The sequence below is a fragment of the Mycobacterium sp. NPDC049093 genome (assembly GCF_040704635.1).
In the GTDB taxonomy this organism is placed as follows: Bacteria; Actinomycetota; Actinomycetes; order Mycobacteriales; family Mycobacteriaceae; genus Mycobacterium.
This window is the reverse complement of record NZ_JBEZJS010000001.1, coordinates 330,169-355,722: the sequence shown is the minus strand read 5'-3', so window position 1 is coordinate 355,722 and position 25,554 is coordinate 330,169. Positions and strand designations below refer to the sequence as shown.

Here is a 25,554-nt window from a genome sequence, read left to right as displayed (position 1 = left end):
AGTTCAAGCACCGTTTTTTTCATAGCCGTCAATTCACCGAAGCTGCCGACTGCCGGCGATAGGCTTTTCCCGTTCTGCGCGGGGAGAACGGGAATGAGCCACGACAATCAGACATCGATCGATGAACTGCTTGAGCGGGCCATTCGTGCGTCAAACCGCGGCGACCGCGCTGCCGCGAACTCCTTGGCCGAGCAGGTTCTGGCGGTGGACCGTGGCAACACCGACGCCGAAGATCTACTCGCCGCCTCCGACGGTCACGGGGAAATCCGACGCCTCACGTTGATGTTCATCGACCTCGTCGACTCCACGGTGCTGTCCACGCGCGTCGAACCCGAGACGTACCGCACACTGGTCGGACGGTACCGCCACGACGTGATACGACTGGTCAATCAGTATGAAGGCCACATCAGTTCCACCAAGGGTGACGGCCTGCTGGCAGTGTTCGGCCACCCCAAAGCGCATGAGGACGACATCCGACGGGCCGTCGCCGCCGCGCTGGAGATCACGCACGCCGTGTCCCGCATCAGTGAACAGGCCATCCGCCGGTTCGGTGTGACCGTTGACGTGCGGGTCGGTGTGCACCGCGGGGTCGTCTACCTGGACACCGCCCAGGACGACGTCTACGGTTTCGCCGCGAACCTGGCCGCCCGCATCTCCTCGCTCGCGGCGCCGGGAACGGTCGCAGTCTCGGATGCGGTCGCGGCGCTGATCGGCGGCACGTTCGAACTCGCCGCCTGCCCGGCCGCACCGGTCAAAGGTGTCGACGAACCCGTGACCCATCACCGGGTGCTGTCCGAGCACTCCAACGTGGCCGCTCCCCGGACGGTCGCGATCGTCGGACGGCACGCCGAGCGCGCCTGGCTGGAGAACGCCTGGCAACAGACCCGGGCTGGTGAGTCGACCTGCCCAGGAGTGGCCTTCCGTGGCGAACCCGGCATCGGAAAGACCCGGATAGCCCGTGCCGCTGCGGAACTGGTCGCGAAATCGGGCGGTGCGGTCGTCGAGATTCGAGGTTCACCGTTGCACGTCGACGCAGGCCTGTACCCGGTGCGGCGGCTGCTCGAACGCCGATGCGGCATCAACCGGCTCACCGAGGCCGCCGAGCGGCTGCGCCTCCTCGACAGCGAACTGCGCTCACGCGCGTTGGATCCGGCGACGGCCATTCCCCTGTTGGCGCCGGTCCTGGGCGTCGGGCCCGAACACGGTTACCAACCCGCGATAGCGGAAGGCCCCACCCTGTACGAACTTATCGGCGCGACCGTGCACCAGTACCTGCTGGCTTGTTTGGACGGCGAGGCGGGCCTCATCGTCGCCGAGGACATGCACTGGTTCGACCCGTCGACCATGGACGTGGTCGATTCCCTGCTCACCCGCGCCGATGGACGCTTGCTGATGGTGATGACCGGCCGGGAGGGGAAGTGGCTCCAGCCCGACTGGCCGGTGAAGCTTTTCGAACTCGCAGTGCTGAGCACCGACGAGTGCAATGAGCTGATCGAGGCGCTCGATCCGGTCGTGACGGACGCGCAGAAGGCGGCGGTGTGCAGTCGATGTGACGGGATCCCGTTCTACATCGAGCATGTCGTGGCAGGTCTCGACACCACCGGGCATGAGGGCCACGTACCGGAGGCGCTGTACGAGCAGCTGTTCGCCCGGCTGCACACCCGACCAGATGTCGTGCCGGTGGTGGAGGCCGCCGCCGTCATCGGCCGCAGCGGCGACCTGTCCCTGCTCCGGTCCGTGGTGGGCCCCGACGTCGACACCGACACCGTGGTGGCCGAACTGATCGAGGCCCAGGTGTTCGAGATCGAGGGCGCCGAACGATGGCGATTCCGCCATGAACTGCTCCGAGAGGTGGCGGCCGAGCTGGCGCCGCCGAGTCTGCAGCATCAGCTGCACGCACGGGTGGCACGTGAGCTGGTCGACGAGGCCGCAGGGGTTGAGCCCGATTGGCGGTCGGTGGCACGCCATTACGAGAGCGCGCACCTTTTCGACGAAGCCGTTGCCGCGTACCAGAAGGCGTGCGTGGGGGCCAGGCGCCGTGCCGCCGCAGCGGAAGCCTGCGCTTATCTGACGACTGCGCTCGATCAGCTCCCCCAGTGCGCCACCGGACCCGACCGCGACCGCACGGAAATTGCCCTGCGCCTGGAGCGCGGATTTCTGATCGGGGCCGCCCACGGGAGCATGAGTGGTGACGCCCCGGCCGACTTCGAACGTTGTTTGGAACTGGCCGCCGACGGTCTACATCAGGACGAGCTCTTCGCAACCCTGACCGCACTGCTGAGCTACTACGTCCCCCGGGCTGAACTACGCCGGGCTCACGAACTCCTGGACTCGCTGGCTGTGGGCATCACGAAAGACCGGCCGTGGCTCCAGCAGGCGGTCGCCTCGTCGATGGGTTCGATCACCTGGCTGGAAGGGAACTTCCCGGTTGCCCGGGAACACCTGCTGAGAGCCGTCGCCGACCGTTGGTCCGTACCCGATCCACGCGATCTGGACACCACCTGGCGAGGCAACACCGACCCGATCTCGGGGGCGCACACCTACCTTGCCCTCTCACACCTCATCGCCGGGGACCTCCCGCGCGCGAAGGCCGAACTCGTCGATTCGGTGCGCCGCTGTGACGAGCTGGGATTCCCGCTGAACGCCTTCAACCGGGCACACACCTATTTCAAGGAGATCTGGGTGTGTCTGGAGGCAGGCCAGATCGACGAGGCGATCGCCCTTTCCGGCGAAATGCGCCGCTGCACCGAGGATTCCGGCCTGGATCTGTGGCGCTTCGTCAGCGCCACCGTATACGCGACGGTGAAGGCGGTGGCGGCGATGCGTGCCGGCGCCGATGCCGCCACGTTGGAGGCCGCCGCCGCGAAGGTCGCCAGAGGTGTCGACGGATCGCGACTGTTGCATCTCAGGGTCTATCTCACCTTTCACGACGCGGTCATCGGCCGATTGCTCATCGCAGCCGGTCAGCCGGACAAGGCACGCGAACGGCTGGAAATGTCACTACAACAGGCGGGGGTCTCCGGAATGCACTTTCACGATGCCGAACTCATGCGGTTGCGCGCCCACACACTGCCGGCGGAGTCGGCACGCCGCGCCGCTCTGGCCGATGCGCTGAAATTCGCCCGCGGCCAGGGTGCAGCACTGTTCGAATTACGCTGTCTGCTGGACTCTTTCGAGTTGTTCGGCGATGGAGACCGCGAAAGTCTGGCCACGTCGGTGCACCGTTTCGGTAGCGCTACCCGATGGCCTGAACACGCGCGGGCCGAACGGATCCTGTCATGACCACGGTCGCGGTGCTGGGGGGCGGTGTCGGCGGGCTGACCGCGGCCCACGAACTGGCCGACCGCGGGTTCGACGTGACCGTCTACGAACGGCATCCGGCGTTCGGCGGAAAGGCGCGGTCGATGCCGTTCCCCGGATCGGGGTCCGGAGGACGCGAGGACCTGCCGGGGGAGCACGGATTCCGGTTCTTTCCAGGGTTTTATCAACATGTCCCGGACACGATGGTGCGAATCCCCCACAACGGTCAGACCGTTGCCGACCATCTCGTCACGGCCACGCAGATGATGCTGGCGCAGGATCACGGCGCCAACGAGATCATCGTGGCCACCCAGCTCGCCTCGGCATTCGGTGATCTGTCGGCCACCATGAAGGCCATCTGGCAACTGGGGGTGGGGCTGGGCATCCCGCCGCAGGAGATGACGGCGTTCGTGGAACGGCTGCTCACCCTGCTGGCCTCGTGCGACGAGCGTCGCTTTGGCCAGTGGGAACAGACGAGTTGGTGGGACTTCATCGGCGCGGCCAACCGCTCGCCGCAGTTCCAGAAGTTTCTGGCCAACGGGATGACCCGCACGCTGGTGGCGGCGAAGGCCACCGAGATCTCGGCGCGCACCGGTGGTTTGATCCTGTGCCAGTTGCTGTTCGACCTGGTACGTCCGAACGGGAAGATGGACCGGGTGTTGGACGGGCCGACCAGTGACGTCTGGATCGATCCGTGGCTGACACATCTCGCCGGCCTCGGGGTGAACCTGTGTGACGGCTACGAGGTCAGCGGGATCGATTGTGACGGAACACAGATCACCGGTGTGACCATGTCCGTCGACGGCCACACCGAGCAGATCGTGGCCGACCATTACGTGGCGGCGATGCCCAAGGAACGCCTTGAGCTGCTGCTGACGCCCCAGCTCTGCGCCGCCGAGCCGCGGCTCACCGGCCTACCGCGGCTGAAGACCGACTGGATGAACGGCGCGATGTTCTACCTTGACGTCGACAAGCGCCTGGTCCACGGCCACGCCATCTTCATCGACTCCAAGTGGTCGTTGACCGCTATCTCCCAAGGGCAGTTCTGGCGCAACTTCAACTGGGCGAATCGCGGTGACGGCCGGGCGGAAGGCATTCTCTCCGTGGATATCTCGGCCTGGGAGGTGCCCGGCGCCAACCAACTGCGCGCTAACCAGTGCAGCGCCGAGCAGATCCGCGACGAGGTCTGGAAGCAGATCACCGATCACATCGACGACGGCTCCCTGGCCAAGGCCAACGTAGTCGACTTCTTCCTCGACCCCGCAATCGACATCCCCGCTGACCCGTTGACCGCCGACACCAAGAACGACGAACCGCTGCTGATCAACACGAAGGGCTCATGGGCGGACCGCCCGGACGCCGTGACCGCCCTCCCCAACTTCTTCCTGGCCGCCGATTTCGTCCGCACCTACACCGACTTGGCGACGATGGAGGCCGCCAACGAGGCCGCGCGGCGCGCCGTCAACGGGATACTCGACGCCACCGGGTCGCCCGCGACCAGGTGCCCGGTGTGGCCGCTGCACGAGCCGCGGGCGTTGGAGCTGTTCCGCCAATGGGACAAGGTGCGCTGGCGACTGGGCCAGGGGCCCGTCAAACCGCCGATCAAGATCGACTTGGCCGGGATACCGGGGACTACCGGCGCCCTCGCACGCGGCCTGCTCGCGGTGTTGGGTGGTTCCGCCTGAGATTTCCCACACCGGACTGCGCCGACATGTGCGGCTGCTCGGTGATGCCGGCAAGTGCGCGCAGGTTGCCTGCGACGTCTTGGTTCTCACCCGTGGTGATACTTCGCAGCAGAAGCGCGATCGGCGGCCATTTCGCCGGTGGCTCAAGGTAGAAGGCGCCCAGGCCGGCCGCCCAGGCGAGCTGGTGGACCCGTTTCTCGTGCGCAGCCTCCGGATACACGGCCAGACTGGTCGCGAAGTTCCAGGCTCCCTCTCGGAACTTGGTCAGAGTGTCCTTGATGAACAGGTCTTCCTTGGGAATCACCAAGCGCAGCCACCGCACCCGCGGCGACCGGCGTTGGACGATGTCGAGCATGTCCGGCGTCTGAAGGGACACCAACTCGTTGACGCGTTCGAAATCGGCATGGATGTCGGGCAGCCGGTTCGCGGCGAGGTCGACCACCGCGATTCCCAGGTCGAAGCAGATGTGGGCGTTCAGGCTGGCGACCATGTGCTGCAGCATCGACGCTTTGCGGTTGTGTTGGTTGAGGAACGCGATCTCCCACGGCAGGGTCAGTGCCTCAGGGTCGCGGGAGCCCGGATGGAAAAAGGCGTTCAACGCATTGAAGTACCGCCTCGCGAACACGCAGTCGAGTTGCTCGATCCACTGCGCATCGGTGAACTCGCCGGCGCGGGCTGCGCGCTGGATGGCGATCGTGCCCCGTTTGTATAAGGCGGCGAAATAGCCGATCGTGCTGTCCGCCCGGATCGACCAGTCGATGACGAGGTCCAAATTGTGCACCACGCCGTCGAAGGTGGAAGCGTCTTCCAGGGGTTCCAGAACCAGAGTTTGTGTGGTCATCGTCATCCCACCTCCGTTGTCCGACCGAGTACAGATTCGCGCGGTTCGGACACGGTGTCGTGAGTAGCCGTCTACCCTAGTTCCGAGCGGAAATGGCACTCTCTTCTTCAGACACGTTGCTTTCCGATGTACGATAATCGCACTCTTGATACGGCCTCGGAGCCCTCCGGCGGCCATTTACTTACGCGCAGAAGTAACCGACGGAATGGAGCGATCCTATGGCGTCAGCCGTACCGGAGACCGTCGCAACCCGCTATGCCGGCAGACGGGTCGAACGGGTCGAGGACACCCGCCTGCTCACCGGACGCGGCACGTACGTCGACGACATCACGCGACCCGGCATGCTGCACGCCTGCTTCGTCCGCAGCCCCTATGCGCACGCGAAGTTCACCGCCATCGATGTCACCGCGGCCCTGGCCCTGCCCGGTGTGCACGCGGTGCTCACCGCCGCGGATCTGAATCCCGAGGTCAAAGAGGCCTGGCACGCCGTCGCAGGCAAGGACGTCCCGGACACCCCGCGGCCACCGCTGGCCGAGGGCGAGGTGAAGTTCGTCGGCGATCCGGTGGCCCTGGTCATCGCCGAAAGCCGCTACATCGCCGAGGACGCCGTGGATCTGGTCGATGTGGACTACGAGCCGCTGCCCGCGATCGCCGACTTCCGGCAGGCGCTGACCTCCGACGTGTCCGTCCATGACGCCTTCCCCGACAACAATGCCGGCGGCATGGCAGGCATGCCTCCAGACGAAGAGGTCTTCGGCTCCGCCGCTCATGTGGTGAAAGAGCACATCTACCAGCAGATGCACGTGCCGGTGCCGATCGAGTGCCGCGGCATGGTCACCGAATGGTCGGCCACCTCCGGTGAGCTGACCATCTGGGCCTCCACCCAGACCCCGCACGAACTCCGGGCGTTCGCGGCCCGGCTGCTCGGCATCCCGGCCCAGCACGTGCGGGTCATCATGCGCGACACCGGCGGCGGATTCGGCCAGAAGGTCGTCCCGATGCGCGAGGACATGTGCATCATGCTGGCCGCACGTAAGGTTCCGGCATCGCTGAAGTGGATCGAGGACCGCCGCGAGAACCTGATGTCGGCCGGCCAGTCCCGCCACGTCGACGGCGATGTACGCATGGCCTTCGACGAAGACGGCACCATCCTGGCCGCCGACATCGACTTCGTCCAGGACGTGGGCTCCTACCCGACCCCGTACCCGGTGCTGACCACCGCGGCCATCGGCATGTTCTTCCCCGGCCCGTACCGGGTGCCCAAGGCCAGCTTCAACTACAAGACGGTGTTCTCCAACACTGCCGGCCTGCACGCCTACCGCGGCCCGTGGCAGTACGAAACCCTCACCCGCGAAATACTTCTCGACATCGCCGCGCGCAAGATGGACATGGATCCTGTGGAGCTGCGGCGCAAGAATCTGCTCCGGCGTGACGAGATGCCGTACTTCAATCCCAACGGCATGCCCTATGACCACGTCGCACCGATCGAGACGTTCGAGCAGGCCGTCAAGATCCTCGACCACGAGGGCTTCCGCAAGGAGCAGGCCGAGGCGCTGGCCCAGGGCCGCTACCTCGGCCTGGGCTTCTCGGCCTACATCGAGCCGACCGGCGCGGCCACCGGCCACCTGGCCAGCGAGGGCTGCACCATCCGGATGGAGCCGACCGGCAAGATCAATGTGTACGTCAACGGCGGCTCCACCGGAAACAGCCTGGAAACCACCGTCATTCAGCTCACCGCCGATGCGCTGGGCGCCGATATCGACGATGTCGCCACCATCCAGGGCGACACCGCGGTGACGCCCTACGGGGCAGGCACCCAGGGCAGCCGCAGTGCCCCGATGACGGCAGGGGCGGTCAACGAGGCCGGCACCATCCTGCGCAACCAGCTGGTCGCGATGGCCGCGGCCCGGCTGGAGGTCGAGGAATCCGAGATCGAACTCGGCGGGTCGAAGGCGATCGCACGCAACGATCCCGAAAAGAGCGTCAGCTTCGCCGATCTGGCCTTCCGTGCCCACTACGAGCCGCAGATGCTGCCGCCGGGCATGTCGGCGAACCTCGAGGCCACCGCGCGCTACACCGCACCGCCGACCGCGCCGATCCACTGGGCGAACGCCACCCACGCCTGCACCTGCGAGGTGGACATCGTCACCGGTCACGTGACCCTCACCCGGTACATCGTCAGCGAGGACGTCGGCCCGATGATCAACCCCAACGTCGTCGAGGGCCAGATTGCCGGCGGGACCGTCCAGGGCATCGGCGGCGCCCTGCTGGAGAAGTTGTCCTACGACGACGCCGGAAACCCGCTGTCCTCAACATTTGTCGACTACCTGCTGCCCACCGCCACCGAGGTCCCGACGATCGAGTACGGCCATGTCGAGATCCCCGGCCCCGGCGTCGGCGGCTACAAGGGAGCAGGCGAGGGCGGCGCCATCGGCTCGACGCCCGCGGTGATCAACGCCGTCAACGACGCCTTGGCCCCACTCGGCGTCACCTTGACCACCTTGCCCGCCACCCCGGCCGCCATCGTCGAAGCCATCGAACGCTCGCAGACAGCATCAGGAAGGGATCACTGATCGTGGAGCTCAACAACGAATTCCGGGTCGCGGTACCGGCGGCGAAAACCTGGGAGGTGCTGACCGACGTCGAGCGCGTCGCGCCCTGTCTGCCCGGGGCCACCCTGCTGAGCGTCGACGGAGACGACTTCACCGGTGCGGTCAAGGTCAAGGTCGGCCCGATCACGGTGTCCTACAAGGGTGATGCCACCTTCCAGGAAAAGGACCCGGCCGCTCAACGGGTCGTGCTCAAGGCCAACGGCAAGGAGACCCGCGGCAACGGCACCGCCTCGGCCATCGTGACCGCCCAACTGAAAGACGAGGGCGCCGACTCCACCCTCGTGGTGGTCACCACCGACCTGGCCATCTCGGGCAAGGCCGCCCAGTTCGGCCGCGGCGTGCTGGCCGATGTGGCAGGCAGCCTGATCGACCAGTTCGCCAAGAGCCTGGAAGCCGAACTGCTCGGTGGAGCCACGGCATCGGACGAAACCAGTCCCGCCGGTGCAACATCCGGGCAGGCGCCACAAGAGGCCGCCCCGATCAACGCGCTGGCGCTGGCCAAGGTGATGGCGGTGCCGATGGCCAAGCGGTTCGCTCCGGCCATCGGTGCGGTCGCGGCCGCGGGCGTGCTGGGGTTCCTGGTCGGCCGGGCCGGACGCAACAAACGCAAGAGCACCGGGCTGAGCACCGAAGACCTGCACGCGGCGCTGCTCCGGTTGGTGTCATGAAGCCCGCCCCGTTCGCGTATCACCGGCCCGCCACGGTGACCGAGGCAGTGGCCATGCTCGGTGAGTTCGGCGAAGACGCCAAGATCCTGGCCGGCGGTCAGAGCCTGGTCCCCATGCTGGCCATGCGCCTGACGCACTTCGAGAACCTGATCGACATCTCGCGAGTGCCGGAACTTAACGACATCACATTGCAAGGCAACGAGGTTCGGATCGGTGCGGCCACCCCGCACGCCATGGTCGGCCTCGACGACGAGGTCGCCGACTCGGTGCCGCTGCTGACCCTGGCCACGCCGCACATCGGGCACTTCCAGATCCGCAGCCGCGGCACGCTGGGCGGTGCGATCGCGCATGCCGATCCGGCCGCCGAGTACGCGGCGGTGGCGCTGGCACTCGACGCGACCATCGAGGCCACCTCTGCGCGCGGCGTCCGCCAGATCCCGGCTGCGGAGTTCTTCACCGGCCTGTGGGAGACCGCACTGGCCTCCGACGAGATCCTGACCGCGGTGCGCTTCCCGGTGGCATCGGGTCGCAGCGGATTCGGAATTGCCGAATTCGCTCGTCGCCATGGAGATTTCGCGATAGCCGGCGCCGTCGTCGGGTTCGATCTCGACGAGGACGACCGGATCACCCGCTGCGGCATCGGTCTACTCGGACTCGGCTCCACACCGCTGCGGGCCGTCCCGGCCGAGAAAACGCTGCTCGGCACCCCGATCGGCGGAATCACCGCCGAGGAGATCGGCCGGCTGGCGATGTCCGAACTCACCGACATTCCTTCCGATCTGCAGGGCTCGGCGTCCTACCGGGCGCGGGTCGGCGCCGCCATGGTGTCCAGAGCCTGGACCCAGGCAACCAGCCACGCCACCGAGGAGGCCCTCAATGCATGAACTGCCGGTTGCGCTTTCGGTCAACGGGCGTGACTACCAGGACGTCGTCGAGCCACGGCTGACGCTGGCCGATTTCCTGCGCGACAACTGCGGTCTCACTGGCACCCACCTCGGCTGCGAGCACGGCGCCTGCGGTGCCTGCACGGTCTTGTTGGACGGCCAGGCGGTCCGATCGTGCCTGGTGTTCGCAGTTCAGGTGGACGGCCAGGAGGTGACGACGGTCGAGGGTATCGCCGGCTCCGAGGGGGAGCTGTCCCCCGTGCAGTCCGCCCTCAAGGAGTGCCACGGCCTCCAGTGCGGCTTCTGCACACCGGGATTCGTCACGTCGATCACCGCGCTCCTGCGCGACAACCCGGACCCCACCGATGAGGAGATCCGCGAGGGGCTCTCGGGCAACTTCTGCCGGTGCACCGGCTACCAGGGCATCGTCAACGCCGTGCACCGGGTTTGCGGCCACGCCGAGGACTCGGAACACGTCGACAAGCTCAACCCGCTAGGTCAGCAATAACTTTCGCGATGCGCCGGGCCCTGGTCTCAGCGGCCTTGGCGCCCTGCACCGACGTGACGTGCGCTTTCTGCCTGCTGTAGGACAGACGCTCCCACGCGGCGGCGGCATCCGCCGACCCGGCCAGCGCGGTCTGCAGGTCATCGGGCACCTCCACGGTGCGCGGTTCGGTGTCGACGGTCAGCTCCACCTCGACGGCGTCACCACCCGCGATTCCGGACTCGGCGCGCCGCTCGGCGCTGAACGGGATCAGGAACCTGCCGCCCATCGGGGCGATCGTCGAGCGGTACCGATAGCCACTCACATCGACGACGACCGCTGGGCGCTTCCCCGCCCCCAACGCCTCCACGACGTGCGCGGGCACCTCGATGCCGGTGTTGTTGCCCATCTGGAGCATTTCCGTCGAGAACTTCATCATCCCTCCCGGTCCCCAAAGTAACCGGTAAGAGTGGAGGCATGAAGATCGGATTCATCGGGCTGGGCAATATGGGCGCGGCCATGGCCGCGAACCTGCTCACGGCCGGACACGAGGTCACGGTGTACAACCGCTCCCCCGACAAGGTGACCGCGCTGGTCGCCCAAGGGGCGGTACCCGCGGCGTCGGTATCGGATGCGTGTCACGGCGACGCCGTCGTCACGATGCTTGCCAACGACGCCGCGGTGGAGGCAGTCACATTCGGCGAAAACGGCATTCTTGCCCACCTGTCCGCCGGCGCCGTGCACGTCTCGTCGTCGACCGTCAGTGTCGCCCTGGCCGACCGTCTCACCGCGGCCCATGCCGAGACCGGGCAGGGTTTCGTCGCCGCCCCGGTGTTCGGCAGGCCCGAGGCCGCCGCGGCGGCCAAGTTGTTCGTGGTGGCCGCGGGAGCCCCGGCCACTGTCGAGACCGTGTCGCCGATTTTCGAGGCGATCGGGCAGCGCACTTTCATGCTGGGCGAGGAACCCCGTGCGGCGAACCTGGTGAAGATCAGCGGCAACTTCCTCATCGCCTCGGTGATCGAATCCCTCGGTGAGGCAATGGCATTGGTGGGCAAGGCCGGCGTGGACAAACAGCAGTACCTGGAGTTGCTGACCTCGACGCTGTTCGACGCGCCGGTGTACCGCACCTACGGCGGGTTGCTGGCCCGCGAAGAGTTCAGCCCGGCGGGTTTCGCCGCCCCACTCGGCCTCAAGGACGTCAAGCTCGCGCTGAGTGCGGGCGAGGAACTACAGGTGCCCCTGCCCGTCGCGAGCTTGCTGCGCGATCGCTTCCTGACGCTGCTCGCCACCGGCGGCGGCAAGCTGGACTGGTCCGCAGTGGGCGCCCTGAGCGCGTGGGAGGCCGGAGGAAAACCCCCGGCCTGACTCGCTACTCGGCGACGACCCCGCGCAGGCCGTCGGCGCCGTACAGCGGCTCCAGCATCGCTGAGATGTCGGGGCCGCGGCGCAGGCTGTGCCCACCGTCGACACCGATGGACTGACCGGTGATCCAGCCCGCGGCGTCGCTGAGCAGGAACGCCGCCAGGTTGGCGATGTCCTCGACCTCACCGAATCGGGGCATGGGCGTGCAGGCCTTGTAGTCCTCGCTGGCGGCCGGCAGCTCGAAGACCGGGCCGACCATCTCGGTGCGGGTCAATCCGGGCCGGATGCTGTTGAACCGCACCGAGGACGGGCCGAGTTCGTCGGCGGCCAGCTTGATCAGATGGTCGAACGCCGCCTTACTCACACCGTAGGCACCGAACCACCGATGGGTGTTGGTCGATGCGATCGACGAGATGCCGACGAACGACCCGCCACCGCCGCGGACCATTTCCCGACCCGCGTGCTTGATCAGGTACATCGTTCCGTTGACGTTCAGATCGACGGTCTGGCGCCACAACTCGGAGTCGATCTGCGTGATCGGCCCGATCGTCAGCGACCCACCAGCGCTGTGCACCACACCGTGCAGCTGGCCATGCCAGGCGGTGGCCACGTCGACCGCGCGGCGGACCTCGTCCTCGTTGGTGACATCGGCGGGCTCATAGCGCACCTCACCACCATCGGCAGCGAGTCCTGCGTTCAATTCGTCGGCAGCCGCACTCAGCTTGTCGGCATTACGCCCGATCAGCAGCGCGTTACCGCCCGCGGCGACGATGGCAGCCGCGGCACCCTTACCGATTCCGCTCCCGCCACCGGTGACCAGGTAGGTGCGATCCTTCAACGACAGTTCCATTCGCGTCATCCCTATGGTGTATCTCGCCGGGCCGGTTTCGGGGCTCCCAAGGTCCGCCAGTCGGGAACATCGGGCGGCATACCCACCGGCCAGCGGTTCTCGTTGGTCGCCGCCCAGTGCGCGTGCCCGAGTTCGTGAATGTGGAACGCATGACGCAGCGCTTCGGTGAAGCCCATCGCATCACTGGCCGCATTGACGGAATCCTTGACCAGCAGGGCCGCCATCGTCGGCCGCTCGGCGATGCGCCGGGCGAATTCCAGTGTCTTGTCTTCGAGTTCGTCGCGAGCGAAGATCTTCGACACCATGCCCAACCGGTACGCCTCATCGGCGTCGATCGAATCACCGGTCAGCAGCAGCTCTTTGGCCTTGCGGGCGCCGAACTCCCACGGATGGGCGTAATACTCGACACCCGGCATCCCCATCCGTACCCCGACGACGTCGCTGAACTTGGCGTCATCAGCGGCCACGATCAGGTCGCAGGCCCAGATGAGCATCAGGGCAGCCGAGATGGCATTGCCCTGCACCTGCGCGATGGTGATCTTGCGCAGATCGCGCCAGCGCCGGGTGTTCTCGAAGTAGAAGTGCCATTCCTGCAGGTAGGTTCGCTCAGTGACGCCGGCGGCGGTGGCGCCGTGGGAGCGGAACGTCGGATGCTGGTCCGGGCCCGGGGCACGCTCGGTCAGCGCCTCCTCGGAACCGAGGTCATGGCCGGCCGAGAAGTTCTTGCCACGCGCGGCCAGGATCACCACGCGGACTGCATCGTCGGCCTCGGCCCGGCCGAATGCATCGTCGAGTTGCACCAGCAGGGTCCGCGACTGGGCGTTCTGCGCATTCGGACGGTTCAGCCAGATCCTGGCGATGCGCCCGTCATCGAGTGTCTCGTATTCGACCTGACGGATTGCCTCATCGGAATCGGCCATAGCGGACCACCTCTTAGTCAAGGTAAGTAAGTTACGAACTGCACATTACGTGTATCACGTAACCCGGCTCACACCGGGACCACAGCTACTGCGCAGCAGCTTCACAGCAGACGGCCCGACATGGCCGAGGAACAATCGCTTTGACAGCTATTTCCCCTTGTAGAGCGTAAAATATAAACCACAAGACGACTTCACGGACCACCGTGGTCGGATCACCGCGGCCGGGTAATCAGCAAACCCATTCCGCCCCTGAAGAGAAAGCACGACAATGGCTACCTCCCCGTCCAGCGCCCGTCGTCTCGCCGTCGCGGCCGGCATCGCCGCAGCCATCGCCGCGGCCCCTGCCCTCACGGTGCTGTCGATACCCTCCCAGTCGCTGGCCTCGTGCCCCAACGGCGAAACCGAGGACACGTTCACCAACGTGTGCGTGCCCGACATCGTGCCGAACTCGCCCGGCAACTTCAGCAGCGTCGCAGGCAACCCGAACCTGCCCGCCGTGAACATGCCCGATGGGGGTGGCGCCATCCCGTGCACCGGCGCGAACTCCGGTGAGTGCATCGGCCTGGCCGAAGAGCAGCAGTCCGAGGGGCCCCAACCGGTGCCGCAGTCGACGGTCGGCAGCAGCCCGACCGTGCACGGCTCCATCGGCTGACACAGCGCGACTCCAGACACCGCACAGTAAACCCTCAGCAGTCCTAGACTGCTGAGGTGAAATCAGTTGTCGTGCCCGCCGTACTGTCCGGCGCCGGCTGCGCGCTGCTCCTGTGGCTCGGCGCGCCGGTCGCCCAAGCAACCTGCACCTCCGGTGAGGAAGAGGACGTCTACACGACGACCTGCACCCCGTTTCTGGTGCCGAATTCACCCTCTCCGTTCAGCGGCATCCCCGGCAATCCGGACCTGCCCGCGGTAGACCTGCCCGGCGGAGGCGGCGCCATCCCGTGCACCGGACACAACGCCGGCGAGTGCATCGGCCTGGCCGAGGAAGACGAAGCCGAAGGACCGCAACCCATTCCGCGCTCGACTATCAGCGCCAGCCCCTAGCACTTCCGAGGGTTTCCCCAGCTACCTCATAGAAGCAATGCAGATCTTTCCCAGCTTCCTTAGAATCCCTGCAAAGAACAATCGAATAACTAGAGAAAGCGTGACGATGGCGACCTTCCCGATCTCGATGCGACGACTGATCTTTGCCGGCGGATTTGCAGTCGCTGCGGCCGCCGCCCCAGCGATCGCCGCATTCTCCGTGCCCGTGTCTTCCGGCCCGGCGATCGCCTGCCCGACGGGCGAGGAGGAAGACCTCTACACCAACATGTGCGTCCCGCACACCGTGCCGAACTCCCCCGGCAACTTCAGCAGCATCGCGGGCAACCCCAACCTGCCCGCCGTGAACGAGCCCGGTGGCGGCGGCTCCATCCCCTGCACCGGCGCGAACACCGGCGAGTGCATCGGCCTGGCCGAAGAGCAGCAGTCCGAGGGGCCGCAACTGGTGCCGGAGTCGACCGTCGGCAGCAGCCCGACCGTGCACGGTTCCATCGGCTGATGACATGCGGCGACCCGGGCTCTCCGGGTCGCCTACAGTTATGTCATGCCTGCGAAAACTGATACCGCCGACATCGACGACGTCGAACCCCTCGCCGACAGCACCGCCAGCCAGGCTCGCCGCGTCGTAGCGACCTACGCCACCGACGCCGACGAGTGCCGCATGTTCCTGTCGATGCTCGGCATTGGGCCCTCGAAGACCGAGGCGTAATGAGCCCGGAGGCCGGCCCCCCGGCCGCCTCCGGTAACTCCGACTTCGTCGTGGTCGCCAACCGGCTGCCCATCGACATGGAGCGGTTGCCGGATGGCAGCACGACCTGGAAGCGCAGCCCCGGCGGCCTTGTCACCGCGCTCGAGCCACTGCTGCGTAAACGCCGTGGCGCGTGGATCGGCTGGGCGGGTGTCCCCGACAGCGGCGAGGAGCCGATTGTCGAGGAGGATCTGCAGCTCTACCCGGTGGAGCTCTCCGCGCAGGATGTCGCGGATTACTACGAGGGGTTCTCGAACGCCACCCTGTGGCCGCTCTACCACGACCTCATCGTCAAACCCGTGTACCACCGCAAGTGGTGGGACAGCTACGTCGACGTGAACCGCCGTTTCGCCGAGGCCACGGCCCGCGCCGCGGCCCAGGGTGCAACGGTCTGGATCCAGGATTATCAGCTGCAGCTCGTCCCCAAGATGCTGCGAATGCTGCGACCCGACCTCACCATCGGCTTCTTCCTCCACATCCCATTCCCGCCCGTGGAACTGTTCATGCAGATGCCGTGGCGCACCGAGATCGTCGAAGGCCTGCTCGGAGCCGATCTGGTCGGATTCCACCTGGCCGGAGGCGCACAGAACTTCCTGGTCCTCGCCCGCCGCCTGGTCGGCGCCAACACCTCACGCGCATCGATCGGCGTCCGCTCGCGCTTCGGCGAGATCTCCTACGGGTTCCGCACGGTCAAGGTCGGCGCCTTCCCGATCTCGATAGATTCGGCCGATCTGGACGCCAAGGCCCGCAACCGGTCGGTGCGCCAACGCGCCCGGCAGATCCGCGCAGAGCTCGGCAATCCGCGCAAGATCCTGCTCGGTGTCGACCGGCTCGACTACACCAAGGGCATCGACGTCCGGCTGCGCGCCTTCACCGAACTGCTCGAAGAGGACCGGATCAAACGCGACGACACCGTTCTCGTCCAGCTGGCCACACCGAGCCGCGAGCGGGTCGAGAGCTACATCGCGATGCGTGAGGACATCGAGCGCCAGGTCGGCCACATCAACGGTGAATACGGTGAGGTCGGGCATCCGCTGGTGCATTACCTGCACCGGCCGGTGCCGCGCGATGAGCTCATCGCGTTCTTCGTCGCAGCCGACGTCATGCTGGTCACCCCGCTCCGCGACGGCATGAATCTGGTGGCCAAGGAGTACGTGGCCTGCCGCAGTGACCTCGGCGGCGCGTTGGTGCTGTCGGAGTTCACCGGGGCGGCGGCCGAGTTGCGTCAGGCCTATCTGACCAACCCGCACGATCTCGAAGGCGTCAAGGATGCCATCGAGGCCGCGCTGGATCAGAGCCCCGAGGAGGGCAGGCGCCGCATGCGGGCGCTGCGCCGCCAGGTGCTGGCGCATGATGTGGACCGTTGGGCCCGTGCCTTCCTAGACGCGTTGGCCCAATCTAGATCGGGTTGATCGCGTTGATCAGCCAGGCCCCGCCGATCTTTCGGTAGTCGACCTTCAGGCGGCTGCCGTCATAGAGCGGTTGGCGGGACTGGTCGGTCACGGTGCGGTTCATGTACACCATCACGGACCCCGAATCACGCTGCGCTGTCATCACACCGATGCCGACGACGCTGATCTGAACCACCAGCTGACGTTTGCGTGCCTCGGGGATCACCTTGGCGGTGGCGTCCTTCTCGAACTGCTGCCGGAAGTCGGGAGCGAGCAGCGGGTACGTCTCCATCAGGCTGCGCTCGACGGTCTGATAGTCGTAACCGAACACCTTCGGGATCTGTTCGGCGGCCAGCGCAGGCAGTTCGGCCCTGGCGGTCTCCTGGCCTCGCTGCGCCACGCGGTTCCAGTACAGCGAGCCACCTACGGCGGCCAACCCGACGAACGCCACCGTCAACAGGCCGATCAGCAGGGCAGTGAGTTTAGAGCGCATCAGTTTCCGCCGTCGGGGTACTTGAGGTCGTATCCGGTCATGTGCCCGTTGTCGTCCTCGTGCACGATCACCCGCAGCCGGTACGGACGGGTCGGTGAATTGACGCCATCCACGTCGGTAACCGTGACGCGCACCGCCACCAGTACCGACGCATTCCGGGCGATCTCGTCGACCTTCTCCAGCGCCGCGCCGTTGATCACAGCCTCGGAGCTGGCGTTGGTATCGCGGAACAACGCCTTGAGGTTGTCGGCGTTGTTGCCCTGGCTCATCATGTCGCGCAGTGGGCCGCTGGTGCCGTCGATGAAGCGGTTGACGCTTTCGTCGATCGTGTCCTGGGTATAGCTGAACATGTTGATCACGGTCTGCTTGCCGGTGTCGACGAAGCTCTCGTCGCGGGCCTGCAGGGTGTCCACCGCATGCTGCTGATCGCGCATGACGTAGGCCAGCGCACCCAACGCAGCGGTCCCGAGGCCCAGGGTCAGGGCTGCCACCAGTGCCACCAGGGTGCGGTGGGCGCGCCGCCGGGGCGGCGCCTTGAGCGGTGTCGGCTGGGGTGCCCTGGCCGCCGCTTTGGTGGAGGGCTCCACCGACAGCACGGTCTGGGTCACCTCGCCTGCCGTCCCGGCCCCGGTGGGGCCGGCCGCCCTGGACGCGCGCCTACGGACCGGCCTCGTATTCGAGGCGGTTTCTTCGATCATCAAGCCTGCCTTGGATCCAACATCAGGTCTACCCAGGTCTCCGCTGGTGCCAGTTTGTCGGCGCCGGCTGCGTAAACGCCGGTGCCTCCGTCGGCGTCGGCGAAGACCCCACTGTGCTGATCGTAGGTGCCCGTCATCGGTGCGCTGGCCAGAGGTGGTGCCTCGGCCGGTAACGGTGCATCCGGAGCGGGCGCCGGAGCCGGGGCTTCCGGAGCCCCAGGAGGCGTCCGGCCGTACGGCGGCACGATCTGGTCCGGCGGCGCGAAGTACGGCCACGGCGGCGGCGGTGTGCCCGGCTGGTTCGGCGGCACCGGCAGCGGGAACGGCGCGTGCGGCGCGGGGCCGGGGCCGGGCTGGACACCGGGCGGCAGTTGCACCGCGGGCGGGCCCGGATCCGGGTCGACCTGCGGCGGGATGTTCGGGAACTTGTTGGGCGGCAGAATGTTCCGCCCGTCCTCGATCGGTGTCCCGTAGGGCACCGGCGGGCCGCGCCACGGGTTGCTGCCCAGCGGCACATAGCCCTTGGGATCGCGGCACAGCTGAATGGTGGGTGCCCGCTTCCCGGGGAACTCCATGCACGGGTAGTTGCGCGCACCGCGCACCACCGCCGGGTCGTTCTGCGCGGTCTTGCAGTACAGATCGGGCGGAAGTTCGCGCAGCGTCTCGTCGGCCGGTGACCGGATCTGGGTCGCCGGGATGAAGCCCGTGTTGCACGGCGGTGGGTCCTGCAGGTCGATCTTGAAGTCCAGCTTGGCGCCCTCGTCGGCAGGTGCCCCGCCGGCCACGGTATTCAGCGCCGCCATCAGGGCTGGGAAGATCACCAGCGCCTGTTCGATCGACTTGCTGTAGATCACCCCGATGCGGCCGAAGTTCGCGAGGTTGGCCGCCAGCACCGGAAACGTCGGCCGGATACCGCTGAACGCGGTGTTGGCGGCCTCGGTGGTGCCCGGAACGGTCTTGAGGGTGGCGCGCAGCTGCGGATCGGCCTTGTTCACCTCACCGGTGAACCGGGCGAGCCCGTCGGCCAGCAAGCGGATGTTGTCGCCACTGCGCATCTGGGCTTCCAGGAACGGCCCGGCCTGGTCGATCAGCTGAGTGGTCTGGCCGTAGTTGGCGTTGGCCTCGTCGATCAGCAGGCGGGAGGATTGGATCAACCGGGCGAGTTCGGGTCCCGACCCGTTGAACGCCTTGAACGTCTCACGCAGTAGATCCTGCAGCCGGCTGTTGCCGATGCTGCTGACCAGGGTGTCAGCTTCGTGCAGCATCCCGGCGATGTCCTGGCCGACCCGGGTGTTGTCCTGCTCGATGGTGGCGCCGTTGCGCAGTTTGTTGGTCGACGGTGACTCCGGCGGGATCAGGTCGATGTACTGCTCGCCGACGGCCGACACACTCTTGACCGTGGCAATGACATTGTCGGGTATCGCCGTGTTGCTGTTGAGCTGCATCTTGGCGACCACGCCGTCGGGCGCCAGGCCTACGGAATCCACCCGACCGACCGTGACGCCACGGTAGGTGACGTTTGCGTTCTGGTAGATCCCGCCACCGGCCAGGAAGTTGGCGTTGACGTGATAGGTGCCGATACCCACCGCAGCGGGCAGGTGCAGATAGAACAGTGAGATGGCACCCACGGTAAGGATGGTGACGACCCCGAAGATCATCAGCTGCATACGGGTGAGCCGGTCGATCATCTACGGCTTCTCCTCGTGCTGGGTCGCAGTTCCGGACGGGACCTTGAACGGATCGGCCGCCTGGCCGGACAGGTTGGCCATCGCCCCGGTCAGGAAGTCTGGCGGATTGATCACCTCGCTGAGGTGCTGCATGTTCGGGTCGAAAGCTCCGGTGGTGAAGATCGACTCACCGAACCGCCGCAGGGTCAGGTCGAAGGTGACGTACACGTTCAGGTAGTCGCCTCGCACCGCCTGGCGCAGATACTTGTAGTGGAACGGGAAGGTCGGCAGGAACTCCAGGTCCTTGATGAAGTCGTCGGCGTTGTCGTTGAGCGCCTTGATCACCGGATAGAGATCCTTGAGATCGGCCGCAAAATCGTCCTTGGTCTGCGACAGGATCCGCGAGCCGACCTGGGCGAAGCTCCGCAGCGCGGTGAACGCGTCGACGATGTTGGACCGGTTGTCGTTGAGCACCTTGAGCGCGCCGGGCAGGGTATCGAGCGTGCGGCCCAGGCTGTCCTGGCTGCGGGCCAGGATCGACGCGAACCGGTTGAGCCCGTCCGCGGCCGCGATGATGTCGTTGGTCTGCCGGTCCAATGACGCGGTCAGCTCCGCCAGCCGCGGAATCAGATCGGCGAAGTTGCCGGCCCGTCCGGCGACGGCCGCGTAGGCCTCATCGGTGATGTCTTGCAGCGCACCGAGATTGCCCTTGTTGACCACCATGCCCAGCGAGGAGAGCACTTCCTCGGTGGTCGGATAACGGTCGGTCTGGGACAGCGAGATGTTGGAACCCTGGCCCAGGCGCCCCTCGGCCGGTTGATCGACAGGTTCGGACAACTCGATGTGCTGCGAGCCGAGTAGCGATGTCTGGGCAACGCGCGCAACGGCATTCGCCGGGAGCTTCACGTCACCATTCAGCGACAGTTGCAGCGCCGCATAGAAGGTGCCGTCCGAGCGCTGGACCGCATCCACACCCGACACGCTGCCGACGGTGACGTCGTCGACCATCACCGGCGAGTTCTGCGGCAGGGTCGCCACGTCGGGCAACTGCACGGTGACGGTGTAGGAACCGGACCCGTGCCCGGCGGTACCGGGCATGTTCAGCGAGTTGAGGCCACCGAACTGGCAGCCGGCCAGCAGCATGGCGCCACTGCCGATCGCCAGGGTGCGACTGCCGATCCGGGATGCCTTACCCCTCAATGCTTTACCCCTCATCATCCGCCGGCACCAGCCTCAGCGGGTGCGGCCACGGGTCCCGGCGCGGGCGCAGGTGCAGGTCCTGGTGCGGGCCCGACTCCGGTTCCGGCTGCCGGCGCGGGTGCATCCGGCGGCAGGATCAACGAGCTCAGCGTCGCGTCCGGCGGGATCTGCGGCGGGGTGACACCAGGAGCGTTCTGCCACTGCAGGTACGGCACCGGAGTCTGCGCCTTCTCCTCTGTCGCCGGGGTGTCGTACTGGATCTGGCCCTTGTAGGCGGTGATGCTGTTGACCGGATGGAACATCATCGGCGGGTAGTTCATCGTGATGCGGCGCAGCACCGGCCCCATTCGCTGCCGGCAGATCTCGGCACGCTTGTAGTTGTCCGGGCTGGTGCCGGTGTCGAAGTTGCCGCCGCACAGGAACTGCACGGGGTTGGCGAAGTTCGGCAGGGTCAGGAGCCCACCAACGGTGCCCTGCGCCGGGTTGTAGATGTTGTAGAAGTTCGCCAGGCCGTTGGGCGTGACGTGCAGGATCTGTTCGATGTCGTCACTGTGGTCGGTGAGAATCTGGGTGAAGTCGGCCAGCTTGCCCACCTGGGCGATCAACGCATCGTTGTTCTCGTTCAGGAAACCGCGGACGTCACCGAGGGCCTGATTGAGCGTGCCCAGTGTCTCGTCGAGGCCACTGGCGCTGTCCGCCAGCACCTGCGACACCGACGCCACGTGATTGGTGAACTGCACGATCTGTTCGTTGCTGTTGGACAGCGCGTCGACCAGGATCTGCAGATTCTTCACCGTGCCGAACAGGTCGGTCCGCGAATCACCCAGCCGGCCTGCAGTTTGGGAGAGCTCGCGCAGTGCATTGCGGAACGAGTCACCGTTGCCGTCGAACGTGGTCGCGGCCTGGTCGACGAACGCTGCGATCGGGCCCTGCACCGAGTTGGCCTGCGGTCCGAGTTGCGAGCTGAGCTGGGTGAGTTGCTCCTTGACCTCGTCCCATTCGACGGGCACTCCGGTGCGGTCGAGTCCGATCGACGCGCCGTCGGCGATCACGTCGCCCTCCGTGTAGGCGGGGGTCAGCTGAATGAACCTGGCCGACACCAGGTTCGGCGAGAGGATCAGCGCCTTGGCATCGGCGGGGACCTTGACGCCGCGGTCCAGGGTCATCTCGATCTTGACATCCGAGGGCCGCGGTTCGATGGAGTCGATCGTGCCCACCGGCACGCCGACGATCCGCACCTCGTCCCCGGGGTACAACCCGACGGCGTTGGTGAAGTACGCGGTGAGCTTGGGGCCGGTGCGTGACGGCCACACCTGGTACACACCGACGGCGAGCACCGCCAGCAGCACTGTAGCCAGCGCAATACGCAACCACCGGTTGCGACCGGATACCGAATTGTCTTGGGTCATGGCGATTTCGGCCTAACGATCACTCGCTCAGAAATGTAGCCGCGCAACATATCGGACAGGCTGTCGGGCAGTTTGCCCGGCTGGAAGTAGGTGTCCAGCAGTACCTCGGCCATACCGGCCGGCGGCAGCCCGTACAGGTTGATCTGGAAGCCCGGACCCGAGCCCACCACCTCGCCGAGCGCGGTGGCATATCCCGGCAACCGCTTGAGCGCCTCACTGATGTGCTCTTTGCGCTCGAGCAGGTTGTCCATCACCAGATTGAGCTTCTCCAGTGCCGGCTTGAACTCCTTGCGGTTGTCGGCGACGAATCCCGAAAGTTGCTTGGACACATCGTCGATACCGGCGATCAGGTTGCTCAGCGCCTGCCGGCGCTCGTCGAGCGCGGCGAACAACTGGTTGCCGTCGGTCAGCAGCTGGTTGACCTGCCCAGCGCGGTTGGCCAGGAGATCCGATACCCGCTTGGCGTGGGTCAACAGCCCCTCGAGGGCCTCATCCCGCTTGTTGATGGTGCGGGACAGGTTCGTGACGCCGTCCAGGGCACCGCGCAGCTGCGGGGTGGCGTCGCGCAACGTGTCGGTCAGTGTCTGCAGCGCCTGCTCGAACTTCGGCTTGTCCAACTCGCTGACGTTCTGCCCGAGGTCCTGCAGCGCAGTGTTCAGCGTGTACGGAGTCGTGGTGCGTCCCAGGGGAATAACCGTCGACGTGCCGACGCCCTTCGGGGTCACCGCAAGCGACTTCTGGCCGAGCACCGTATCGGTCTTGATCGCCACCAGCGACTGATCGCCGACTTTGATGTTGCGGTCCACGGTGAATTTGACCTTGGCCGAGTCGCCGGCCAGGGCGATGTCGGTGACCTTGCCGACCGTGATGCCCGAGATGTTGACGTCGTTGCCCGGAGAGATCCCACCGGCATCGCTGAAGTAGGCCTCGAACTGCTTGCCCTGCGGGAAGAAGGGCAGGCCGGTGTAACCGAATGACACCAGCACCAGGCATGCCACCACAAAGATGCCGAGGATCCCGGTGCGCACGGGATTCGACTCGCGCGAACTAGCCATTGGTCGGCGCACACCTCCCCTTGGATGGGTCCGGCGGACCGCCGAACGGAATCAGGATGTCGCTGCCCGCCGGTCCGTTGACCTTCAACCGAACCGAGCAGTAGAAGATGTTGAAGAACGAGCCGTAGGCACCGAGTGCGTTGAGCCGCAGGTAGTTCTCGGCCAGCGGCTCGATGACCTTGTTGATGTCGCCCTTCCGCTCGTCCATGCGCTGCGCCAGCGGCCGGGCATTCTCGATGACCCCCTGCAATGGGCGGCGGGACTTCTCCAGCATGTCGGTCAGATCGTTCTCGGCCGAGGCCAGGGGTGCGATCGCACCGGCGATCGGATCGCGCCCCTCGGACAGACCGGTGATCAGCTTCTGCAACTCATCGACGCTGGTGTCGAACTGCGAGCCCTTCTCGTCCACCGTGCTCAGCACGGTGTTGAGGTTGGTGATGACGTCGCCGATGAGCTGATCGCGGGCGGCCAGGTTCTGGGTGAAGGCGCTCGTGCTGGTCAGCATGTTGGCCAACGCGCCGCCCTGGCCCTGAAGCATCTCGATCACCGCGTTGGAGATCTCGTTGACCTTCGCGCCGTCCAGACCCTTGAGCACGGGCCGCAATCCGCCCAGCAGCGCGTCGAGGTCCAGGGCCGGCTGGGTGTTCTGCGCGGGGATGGTCCCGCCGGGCGCCAGCTTGCGTAGTTCCCCTGGGCCGGAGGTGATCTCCAGGAAACGATCACCGACGAGGTTCAGGTAGCGCACCTTGGCCTGGCTCGAGGTGTAGAGCTGATACCGCTTGTTGACGTCGAACGCGACGTCAACGGTGTTGTCGGCGTTCAGCTTCACGTCGTGGACCTTGCCCACCGGAACCCCGGCGATGCGGACGTCCTGCCCGGCCTTCAGTCGCGACGCCTCGCTGAACGTGGCGTGGTAGCTGTGGGCGGAGGCGAAGCGGAACTCGCCGAAGACCACCACCAGCATGGCCGCCACCAACAGCATCGCCACAGTGAAGATGCCGACCTTGAGCATGGTCCGATCAGTACCCGCGCCGGACGCCATCAGAATCGGTCCCTTTCTGCGAACGCACCGTTGAACAGGAACTGCAGCGTCGCGGGCGCGTCGAACTGCACCTCGGTGTTCGGCTGGTACGGGACATACGCGTTGTCGGTGACCAGGAAGGGGGAGTGATACCAGGTTCCGCCGTACTGCTTGGTCGGCACGTCGGGAAGACCACGGCAGTTCGGCCCGCCGGAGGCGTTCACCATCGGCAGGCTCTCCGGATAGGTGTACCCCGGAGACCCAGGCAGGAAGTTGGAGTTGACGAAGAGACCGGGCCGGATACCGCCGATGATCGGGGCGAACCGGTCGACCGCGATGGAACTGCCTTGCAGAAAACAGCCGAACTCCGGCGAGTAGTCGCCGAGGACCTTCAGCGGGGCCCGCAGCCGCTGGATGGCGGCGATGTAGTCGTCAGCGGCCGGCTGCAGGGTCGCGGTGCCGTTGTTGGCCAGCCCGGTCGCCGACAGCAGCGTGGCGTTGAGGTTGGTCTTCTCATCCACGATCGTCTTGTTCAGCGCGGGCACGTTGTCGATGATCCGCGCCAGGTCGGGGCCGGCGTCGCCGTAGATGTTGGCGACCACCGCGGCCTTCGCAAAGTCCTCCTGCAGCGTCGGCAACTTCGGGTTCAGTTGCTGCAGGTAGGAATTCAAGCCAGACAAGGCCGCACCCGCGTCGTCGCCGTGGCCGCGCAGGCCCTCACCGAGCGCTGACAGTGTGGCGTTCAGGCTGACCGGGTCGATCTTGTTGAGCACATCCGACAGTGTCTGGAAAAGGGTGTTGACCTCCAGCTGCACGTCCTTGGCAGCCACCGTGCTGCCCGGCCGAAGCGAGCCCTCCGGCTGATCCGGTGCGAGAAACTCCACCGACTTGGCGCCGAAGATCGTGTTGCCGGCGATCCGCACGGTGGCGTTGGACGGGATATAGCGCATCTCGCCGCGCTTGATGGACAGCGTCAGCTTGGCCTCGTGACCGGCGTACGCGATCTCGGAGACCTTGCCGATCTGGATGCCGCGGTACTTCACCTTGGCGTCGCGCTCCATCACCAGGCCCGCCCGCGGCGCGGTCAGGCTGACGGTGTCGGTAGGCGTGAACGCCGCTGTGTAGGACAGGTAGGTGAACACCACCGCGGCGGCCACGATCGCCGCCAGGATCGCGGCCGCGATCCTCACATGCCTGCGGTGCTTGGAGGTTGCGTCTGACATCGCCG

At 66.3% G+C, this 25,554-nt stretch carries 24 protein-coding genes; 12 read left to right on the top strand and 12 right to left on the bottom strand.

The genetic code is table 11. From position 1 onward, the window contains the following. Positions 1-93: 93 nt before the first annotated feature. Both AB0876_RS01510 and AB0876_RS01505 read left to right on the top strand, forming a co-directional pair. Complete coding sequence (locus AB0876_RS01510; RefSeq protein ID WP_526040995.1) at positions 94-3,282, top strand: ATP-binding protein; 3,189 nt, start codon at positions 94-96, stop codon at positions 3,280-3,282. Beyond that, positions 3,279-4,985, top strand: coding sequence for a hydroxysqualene dehydroxylase (locus AB0876_RS01505; protein WP_526040994.1), 1,707 nt, complete (start codon positions 3,279-3,281; stop codon positions 4,983-4,985). The genes AB0876_RS01510 and AB0876_RS01505 overlap by 4 nt, the downstream gene beginning before the upstream one ends. On the opposite strand, the gene AB0876_RS01500 is transcribed toward AB0876_RS01505, so the two are convergent. Continuing rightward, positions 4,933-5,826, bottom strand: a complete 894-nt coding sequence (locus tag AB0876_RS01500; RefSeq protein WP_491837274.1) for a DUF5995 family protein — start codon at positions 5,824-5,826, stop codon at positions 4,933-4,935. The genes AB0876_RS01505 and AB0876_RS01500 overlap by 53 nt on opposite strands. A gap of 218 nt (positions 5,827-6,044) precedes the next feature. On the opposite strand from AB0876_RS01500, the gene AB0876_RS01495 reads away from it, so the two are divergent. The 4 genes from AB0876_RS01495 to AB0876_RS01480 are packed head-to-tail and all read left to right on the top strand — an operon-like array spanning position 6,045 to position 10,498. Further along, complete coding sequence (locus AB0876_RS01495) at positions 6,045-8,399, top strand: xanthine dehydrogenase family protein molybdopterin-binding subunit (RefSeq protein ID WP_526040993.1); 2,355 nt, start codon at positions 6,045-6,047, stop codon at positions 8,397-8,399. A gap of 2 nt (positions 8,400-8,401) precedes the next feature. Further along, positions 8,402-9,106 carry an SRPBCC family protein gene (locus AB0876_RS01490; protein WP_526040992.1) on the top strand — a complete coding sequence of 235 codons (705 nt, stop codon included), beginning with the start codon at positions 8,402-8,404 and terminating at the stop codon, positions 9,104-9,106. Further along, positions 9,103-9,990 (top strand): FAD binding domain-containing protein, encoded by an 888-nt coding sequence (locus AB0876_RS01485; protein WP_526040991.1) that lies wholly within the window; start codon positions 9,103-9,105, stop codon positions 9,988-9,990. Before AB0876_RS01490 ends, AB0876_RS01485 begins: the two co-directional genes overlap by 4 nt. After that, positions 9,983-10,498 carry a (2Fe-2S)-binding protein gene (locus AB0876_RS01480; RefSeq protein WP_526040990.1) on the top strand — a complete coding sequence of 172 codons (516 nt, stop codon included), beginning with the start codon at positions 9,983-9,985 and terminating at the stop codon, positions 10,496-10,498. Before AB0876_RS01485 ends, AB0876_RS01480 begins: the two co-directional genes overlap by 8 nt. On the opposite strand, the gene AB0876_RS01475 is transcribed toward AB0876_RS01480, so the two are convergent. Further along, complete coding sequence (locus AB0876_RS01475) at positions 10,476-10,910, bottom strand: YdeI/OmpD-associated family protein (protein WP_491837269.1); 435 nt, start codon at positions 10,908-10,910, stop codon at positions 10,476-10,478. The two genes, AB0876_RS01480 and AB0876_RS01475, sit on opposite strands and share 23 nt — an antisense overlap. Before the next feature lie 41 nt (positions 10,911-10,951). Here AB0876_RS01475 and AB0876_RS01470 point away from each other — a divergent pair, with 41 nt between their 5' ends. Continuing rightward, positions 10,952-11,839 carry an NAD(P)-dependent oxidoreductase gene (locus AB0876_RS01470; RefSeq protein WP_526040989.1) on the top strand — a complete coding sequence of 296 codons (888 nt, stop codon included), beginning with the start codon at positions 10,952-10,954 and terminating at the stop codon, positions 11,837-11,839. Between the two features lie 4 nt (positions 11,840-11,843). Here the strand turns inward: AB0876_RS01470 and AB0876_RS01465 are convergent, their stop codons facing one another. Further along, positions 11,844-12,686, bottom strand: coding sequence for an SDR family oxidoreductase (locus tag AB0876_RS01465; protein ID WP_491837552.1), 843 nt, complete (start codon positions 12,684-12,686; stop codon positions 11,844-11,846). Between the two features lie 11 nt (positions 12,687-12,697). Next, a complete protein-coding gene (locus AB0876_RS01460) occupies positions 12,698-13,606 on the bottom strand; it encodes an enoyl-CoA hydratase/isomerase family protein (protein WP_526040988.1) in 909 nt (302 codons plus the stop codon). A 268-nt stretch (positions 13,607-13,874) separates the two neighbouring features. On the opposite strand from AB0876_RS01460, the gene AB0876_RS01455 reads away from it, so the two are divergent. From AB0876_RS01455 to AB0876_RS01435, 5 genes are all read left to right on the top strand, one after another. Continuing rightward, positions 13,875-14,258: an intersectin-EH binding protein Ibp1 gene (locus AB0876_RS01455; protein WP_526040987.1), complete on the top strand. Its 384-nt coding sequence runs from the start codon at positions 13,875-13,877 to the stop codon at positions 14,256-14,258. A 56-nt stretch (positions 14,259-14,314) separates the two neighbouring features. Next, a complete protein-coding gene (locus tag AB0876_RS01450) occupies positions 14,315-14,647 on the top strand; it encodes a hypothetical protein (protein WP_526040986.1) in 333 nt (110 codons plus the stop codon). Positions 14,648-14,753: 106 nt separating this feature from the next. Continuing rightward, complete coding sequence (locus AB0876_RS01445; RefSeq protein WP_526040985.1) at positions 14,754-15,143, top strand: intersectin-EH binding protein Ibp1; 390 nt, start codon at positions 14,754-14,756, stop codon at positions 15,141-15,143. Positions 15,144-15,188: 45 nt separating this feature from the next. Then, complete coding sequence (locus AB0876_RS01440) at positions 15,189-15,353, top strand: hypothetical protein (RefSeq protein WP_110777506.1); 165 nt, start codon at positions 15,189-15,191, stop codon at positions 15,351-15,353. Beyond that, complete coding sequence (locus AB0876_RS01435; protein ID WP_491837264.1) at positions 15,353-16,804, top strand: alpha,alpha-trehalose-phosphate synthase (UDP-forming); 1,452 nt, start codon at positions 15,353-15,355, stop codon at positions 16,802-16,804. The genes AB0876_RS01440 and AB0876_RS01435 overlap by 1 nt, the downstream gene beginning before the upstream one ends. Here AB0876_RS01435 and AB0876_RS01430 read toward each other — a convergent pair. The 8 genes from AB0876_RS01430 to AB0876_RS01395 are packed head-to-tail and all read right to left on the bottom strand — an operon-like array spanning position 16,791 to position 25,549. Next, on the bottom strand, positions 16,791-17,276 hold the full coding sequence (locus AB0876_RS01430) for a mammalian cell entry protein (protein WP_491837263.1): 486 nt from the start codon (positions 17,274-17,276) through the stop codon (positions 16,791-16,793). The two genes, AB0876_RS01435 and AB0876_RS01430, sit on opposite strands and share 14 nt — an antisense overlap. Next, entirely contained in the window at positions 17,276-17,974 is a 699-nt protein-coding gene (locus tag AB0876_RS01425; protein WP_526040984.1) for an Rv1363c family protein, read from the bottom strand. Before AB0876_RS01425 ends, AB0876_RS01430 begins: the two co-directional genes overlap by 1 nt. Beyond that, the gene (locus AB0876_RS01420) at positions 17,974-19,662 is read right to left on the bottom strand and encodes an MCE family protein (RefSeq protein ID WP_491837261.1); all 1,689 of its coding nucleotides are present in this window, start codon (positions 19,660-19,662) and stop codon (positions 17,974-17,976) included. The genes AB0876_RS01425 and AB0876_RS01420 overlap by 1 nt, the downstream gene beginning before the upstream one ends. After that, entirely contained in the window at positions 19,663-20,859 is a 1,197-nt protein-coding gene (locus AB0876_RS01415) for an MCE family protein (protein ID WP_526040983.1), read from the bottom strand. Continuing rightward, complete coding sequence (locus AB0876_RS01410) at positions 20,856-22,250, bottom strand: MCE family protein (protein ID WP_526040982.1); 1,395 nt, start codon at positions 22,248-22,250, stop codon at positions 20,856-20,858. The genes AB0876_RS01415 and AB0876_RS01410 overlap by 4 nt, the downstream gene beginning before the upstream one ends. Beyond that, positions 22,247-23,305 (bottom strand): virulence factor Mce family protein, encoded by a 1,059-nt coding sequence (locus tag AB0876_RS01405; protein ID WP_491837258.1) that lies wholly within the window; start codon positions 23,303-23,305, stop codon positions 22,247-22,249. Before AB0876_RS01405 ends, AB0876_RS01410 begins: the two co-directional genes overlap by 4 nt. Continuing rightward, complete coding sequence (locus tag AB0876_RS01400; RefSeq protein WP_491837257.1) at positions 23,298-24,347, bottom strand: MCE family protein; 1,050 nt, start codon at positions 24,345-24,347, stop codon at positions 23,298-23,300. Before AB0876_RS01400 ends, AB0876_RS01405 begins: the two co-directional genes overlap by 8 nt. Continuing rightward, entirely contained in the window at positions 24,347-25,549 is a 1,203-nt protein-coding gene (locus tag AB0876_RS01395; protein WP_491837256.1) for an MCE family protein, read from the bottom strand. The genes AB0876_RS01400 and AB0876_RS01395 overlap by 1 nt, the downstream gene beginning before the upstream one ends. Positions 25,550-25,554: the final 5 nt, after the last annotated feature.

Excerpts from the sequence above, each read along its gene's own strand:
- AB0876_RS01510 (WP_526040995.1), top strand. The coding sequence starts at position 94 with ATGAGCCACGACAATCAGACATCGATCGATGAACTGCTTGAGCGGGCC.
- AB0876_RS01505 (WP_526040994.1), top strand. The coding sequence starts at position 3,279 with ATGACCACGGTCGCGGTGCTGGGGGGCGGTGTCGGCGGGCTGACCGCG.
- AB0876_RS01500 (WP_491837274.1), bottom strand. The coding sequence starts at position 5,826 with ATGACCACACAAACTCTGGTTCTGGAACCCCTGGAAGACGCTTCCACC.
- AB0876_RS01495 (WP_526040993.1), top strand. The coding sequence starts at position 6,045 with ATGGCGTCAGCCGTACCGGAGACCGTCGCAACCCGCTATGCCGGCAGA.
- AB0876_RS01485 (WP_526040991.1), top strand. The coding sequence starts at position 9,103 with ATGAAGCCCGCCCCGTTCGCGTATCACCGGCCCGCCACGGTGACCGAG.
- AB0876_RS01480 (WP_526040990.1), top strand. The coding sequence starts at position 9,983 with ATGCATGAACTGCCGGTTGCGCTTTCGGTCAACGGGCGTGACTACCAG.
- AB0876_RS01475 (WP_491837269.1), bottom strand. The coding sequence starts at position 10,910 with ATGAAGTTCTCGACGGAAATGCTCCAGATGGGCAACAACACCGGCATC.
- AB0876_RS01470 (WP_526040989.1), top strand. The coding sequence starts at position 10,952 with ATGAAGATCGGATTCATCGGGCTGGGCAATATGGGCGCGGCCATGGCC.
- AB0876_RS01465 (WP_491837552.1), bottom strand. The coding sequence starts at position 12,686 with ATGGAACTGTCGTTGAAGGATCGCACCTACCTGGTCACCGGTGGCGGG.
- AB0876_RS01460 (WP_526040988.1), bottom strand. The coding sequence starts at position 13,606 with ATGGCCGATTCCGATGAGGCAATCCGTCAGGTCGAATACGAGACACTC.
- AB0876_RS01455 (WP_526040987.1), top strand. The coding sequence starts at position 13,875 with ATGGCTACCTCCCCGTCCAGCGCCCGTCGTCTCGCCGTCGCGGCCGGC.
- AB0876_RS01445 (WP_526040985.1), top strand. The coding sequence starts at position 14,754 with ATGGCGACCTTCCCGATCTCGATGCGACGACTGATCTTTGCCGGCGGA.
- AB0876_RS01440 (WP_110777506.1), top strand. The coding sequence starts at position 15,189 with ATGCCTGCGAAAACTGATACCGCCGACATCGACGACGTCGAACCCCTC.
- AB0876_RS01435 (WP_491837264.1), top strand. The coding sequence starts at position 15,353 with ATGAGCCCGGAGGCCGGCCCCCCGGCCGCCTCCGGTAACTCCGACTTC.
- AB0876_RS01430 (WP_491837263.1), bottom strand. The coding sequence starts at position 17,276 with ATGCGCTCTAAACTCACTGCCCTGCTGATCGGCCTGTTGACGGTGGCG.
- AB0876_RS01425 (WP_526040984.1), bottom strand. The coding sequence starts at position 17,974 with ATGATCGAAGAAACCGCCTCGAATACGAGGCCGGTCCGTAGGCGCGCG.
- AB0876_RS01420 (WP_491837261.1), bottom strand. The coding sequence starts at position 19,662 with ATGATCGACCGGCTCACCCGTATGCAGCTGATGATCTTCGGGGTCGTC.
- AB0876_RS01415 (WP_526040983.1), bottom strand. The coding sequence starts at position 20,859 with ATGATGAGGGGTAAAGCATTGAGGGGTAAGGCATCCCGGATCGGCAGT.
- AB0876_RS01410 (WP_526040982.1), bottom strand. The coding sequence starts at position 22,250 with ATGACCCAAGACAATTCGGTATCCGGTCGCAACCGGTGGTTGCGTATT.
- AB0876_RS01405 (WP_491837258.1), bottom strand. The coding sequence starts at position 23,305 with ATGGCTAGTTCGCGCGAGTCGAATCCCGTGCGCACCGGGATCCTCGGC.
- AB0876_RS01400 (WP_491837257.1), bottom strand. The coding sequence starts at position 24,347 with ATGGCGTCCGGCGCGGGTACTGATCGGACCATGCTCAAGGTCGGCATC.
- AB0876_RS01395 (WP_491837256.1), bottom strand. The coding sequence starts at position 25,549 with ATGTCAGACGCAACCTCCAAGCACCGCAGGCATGTGAGGATCGCGGCC.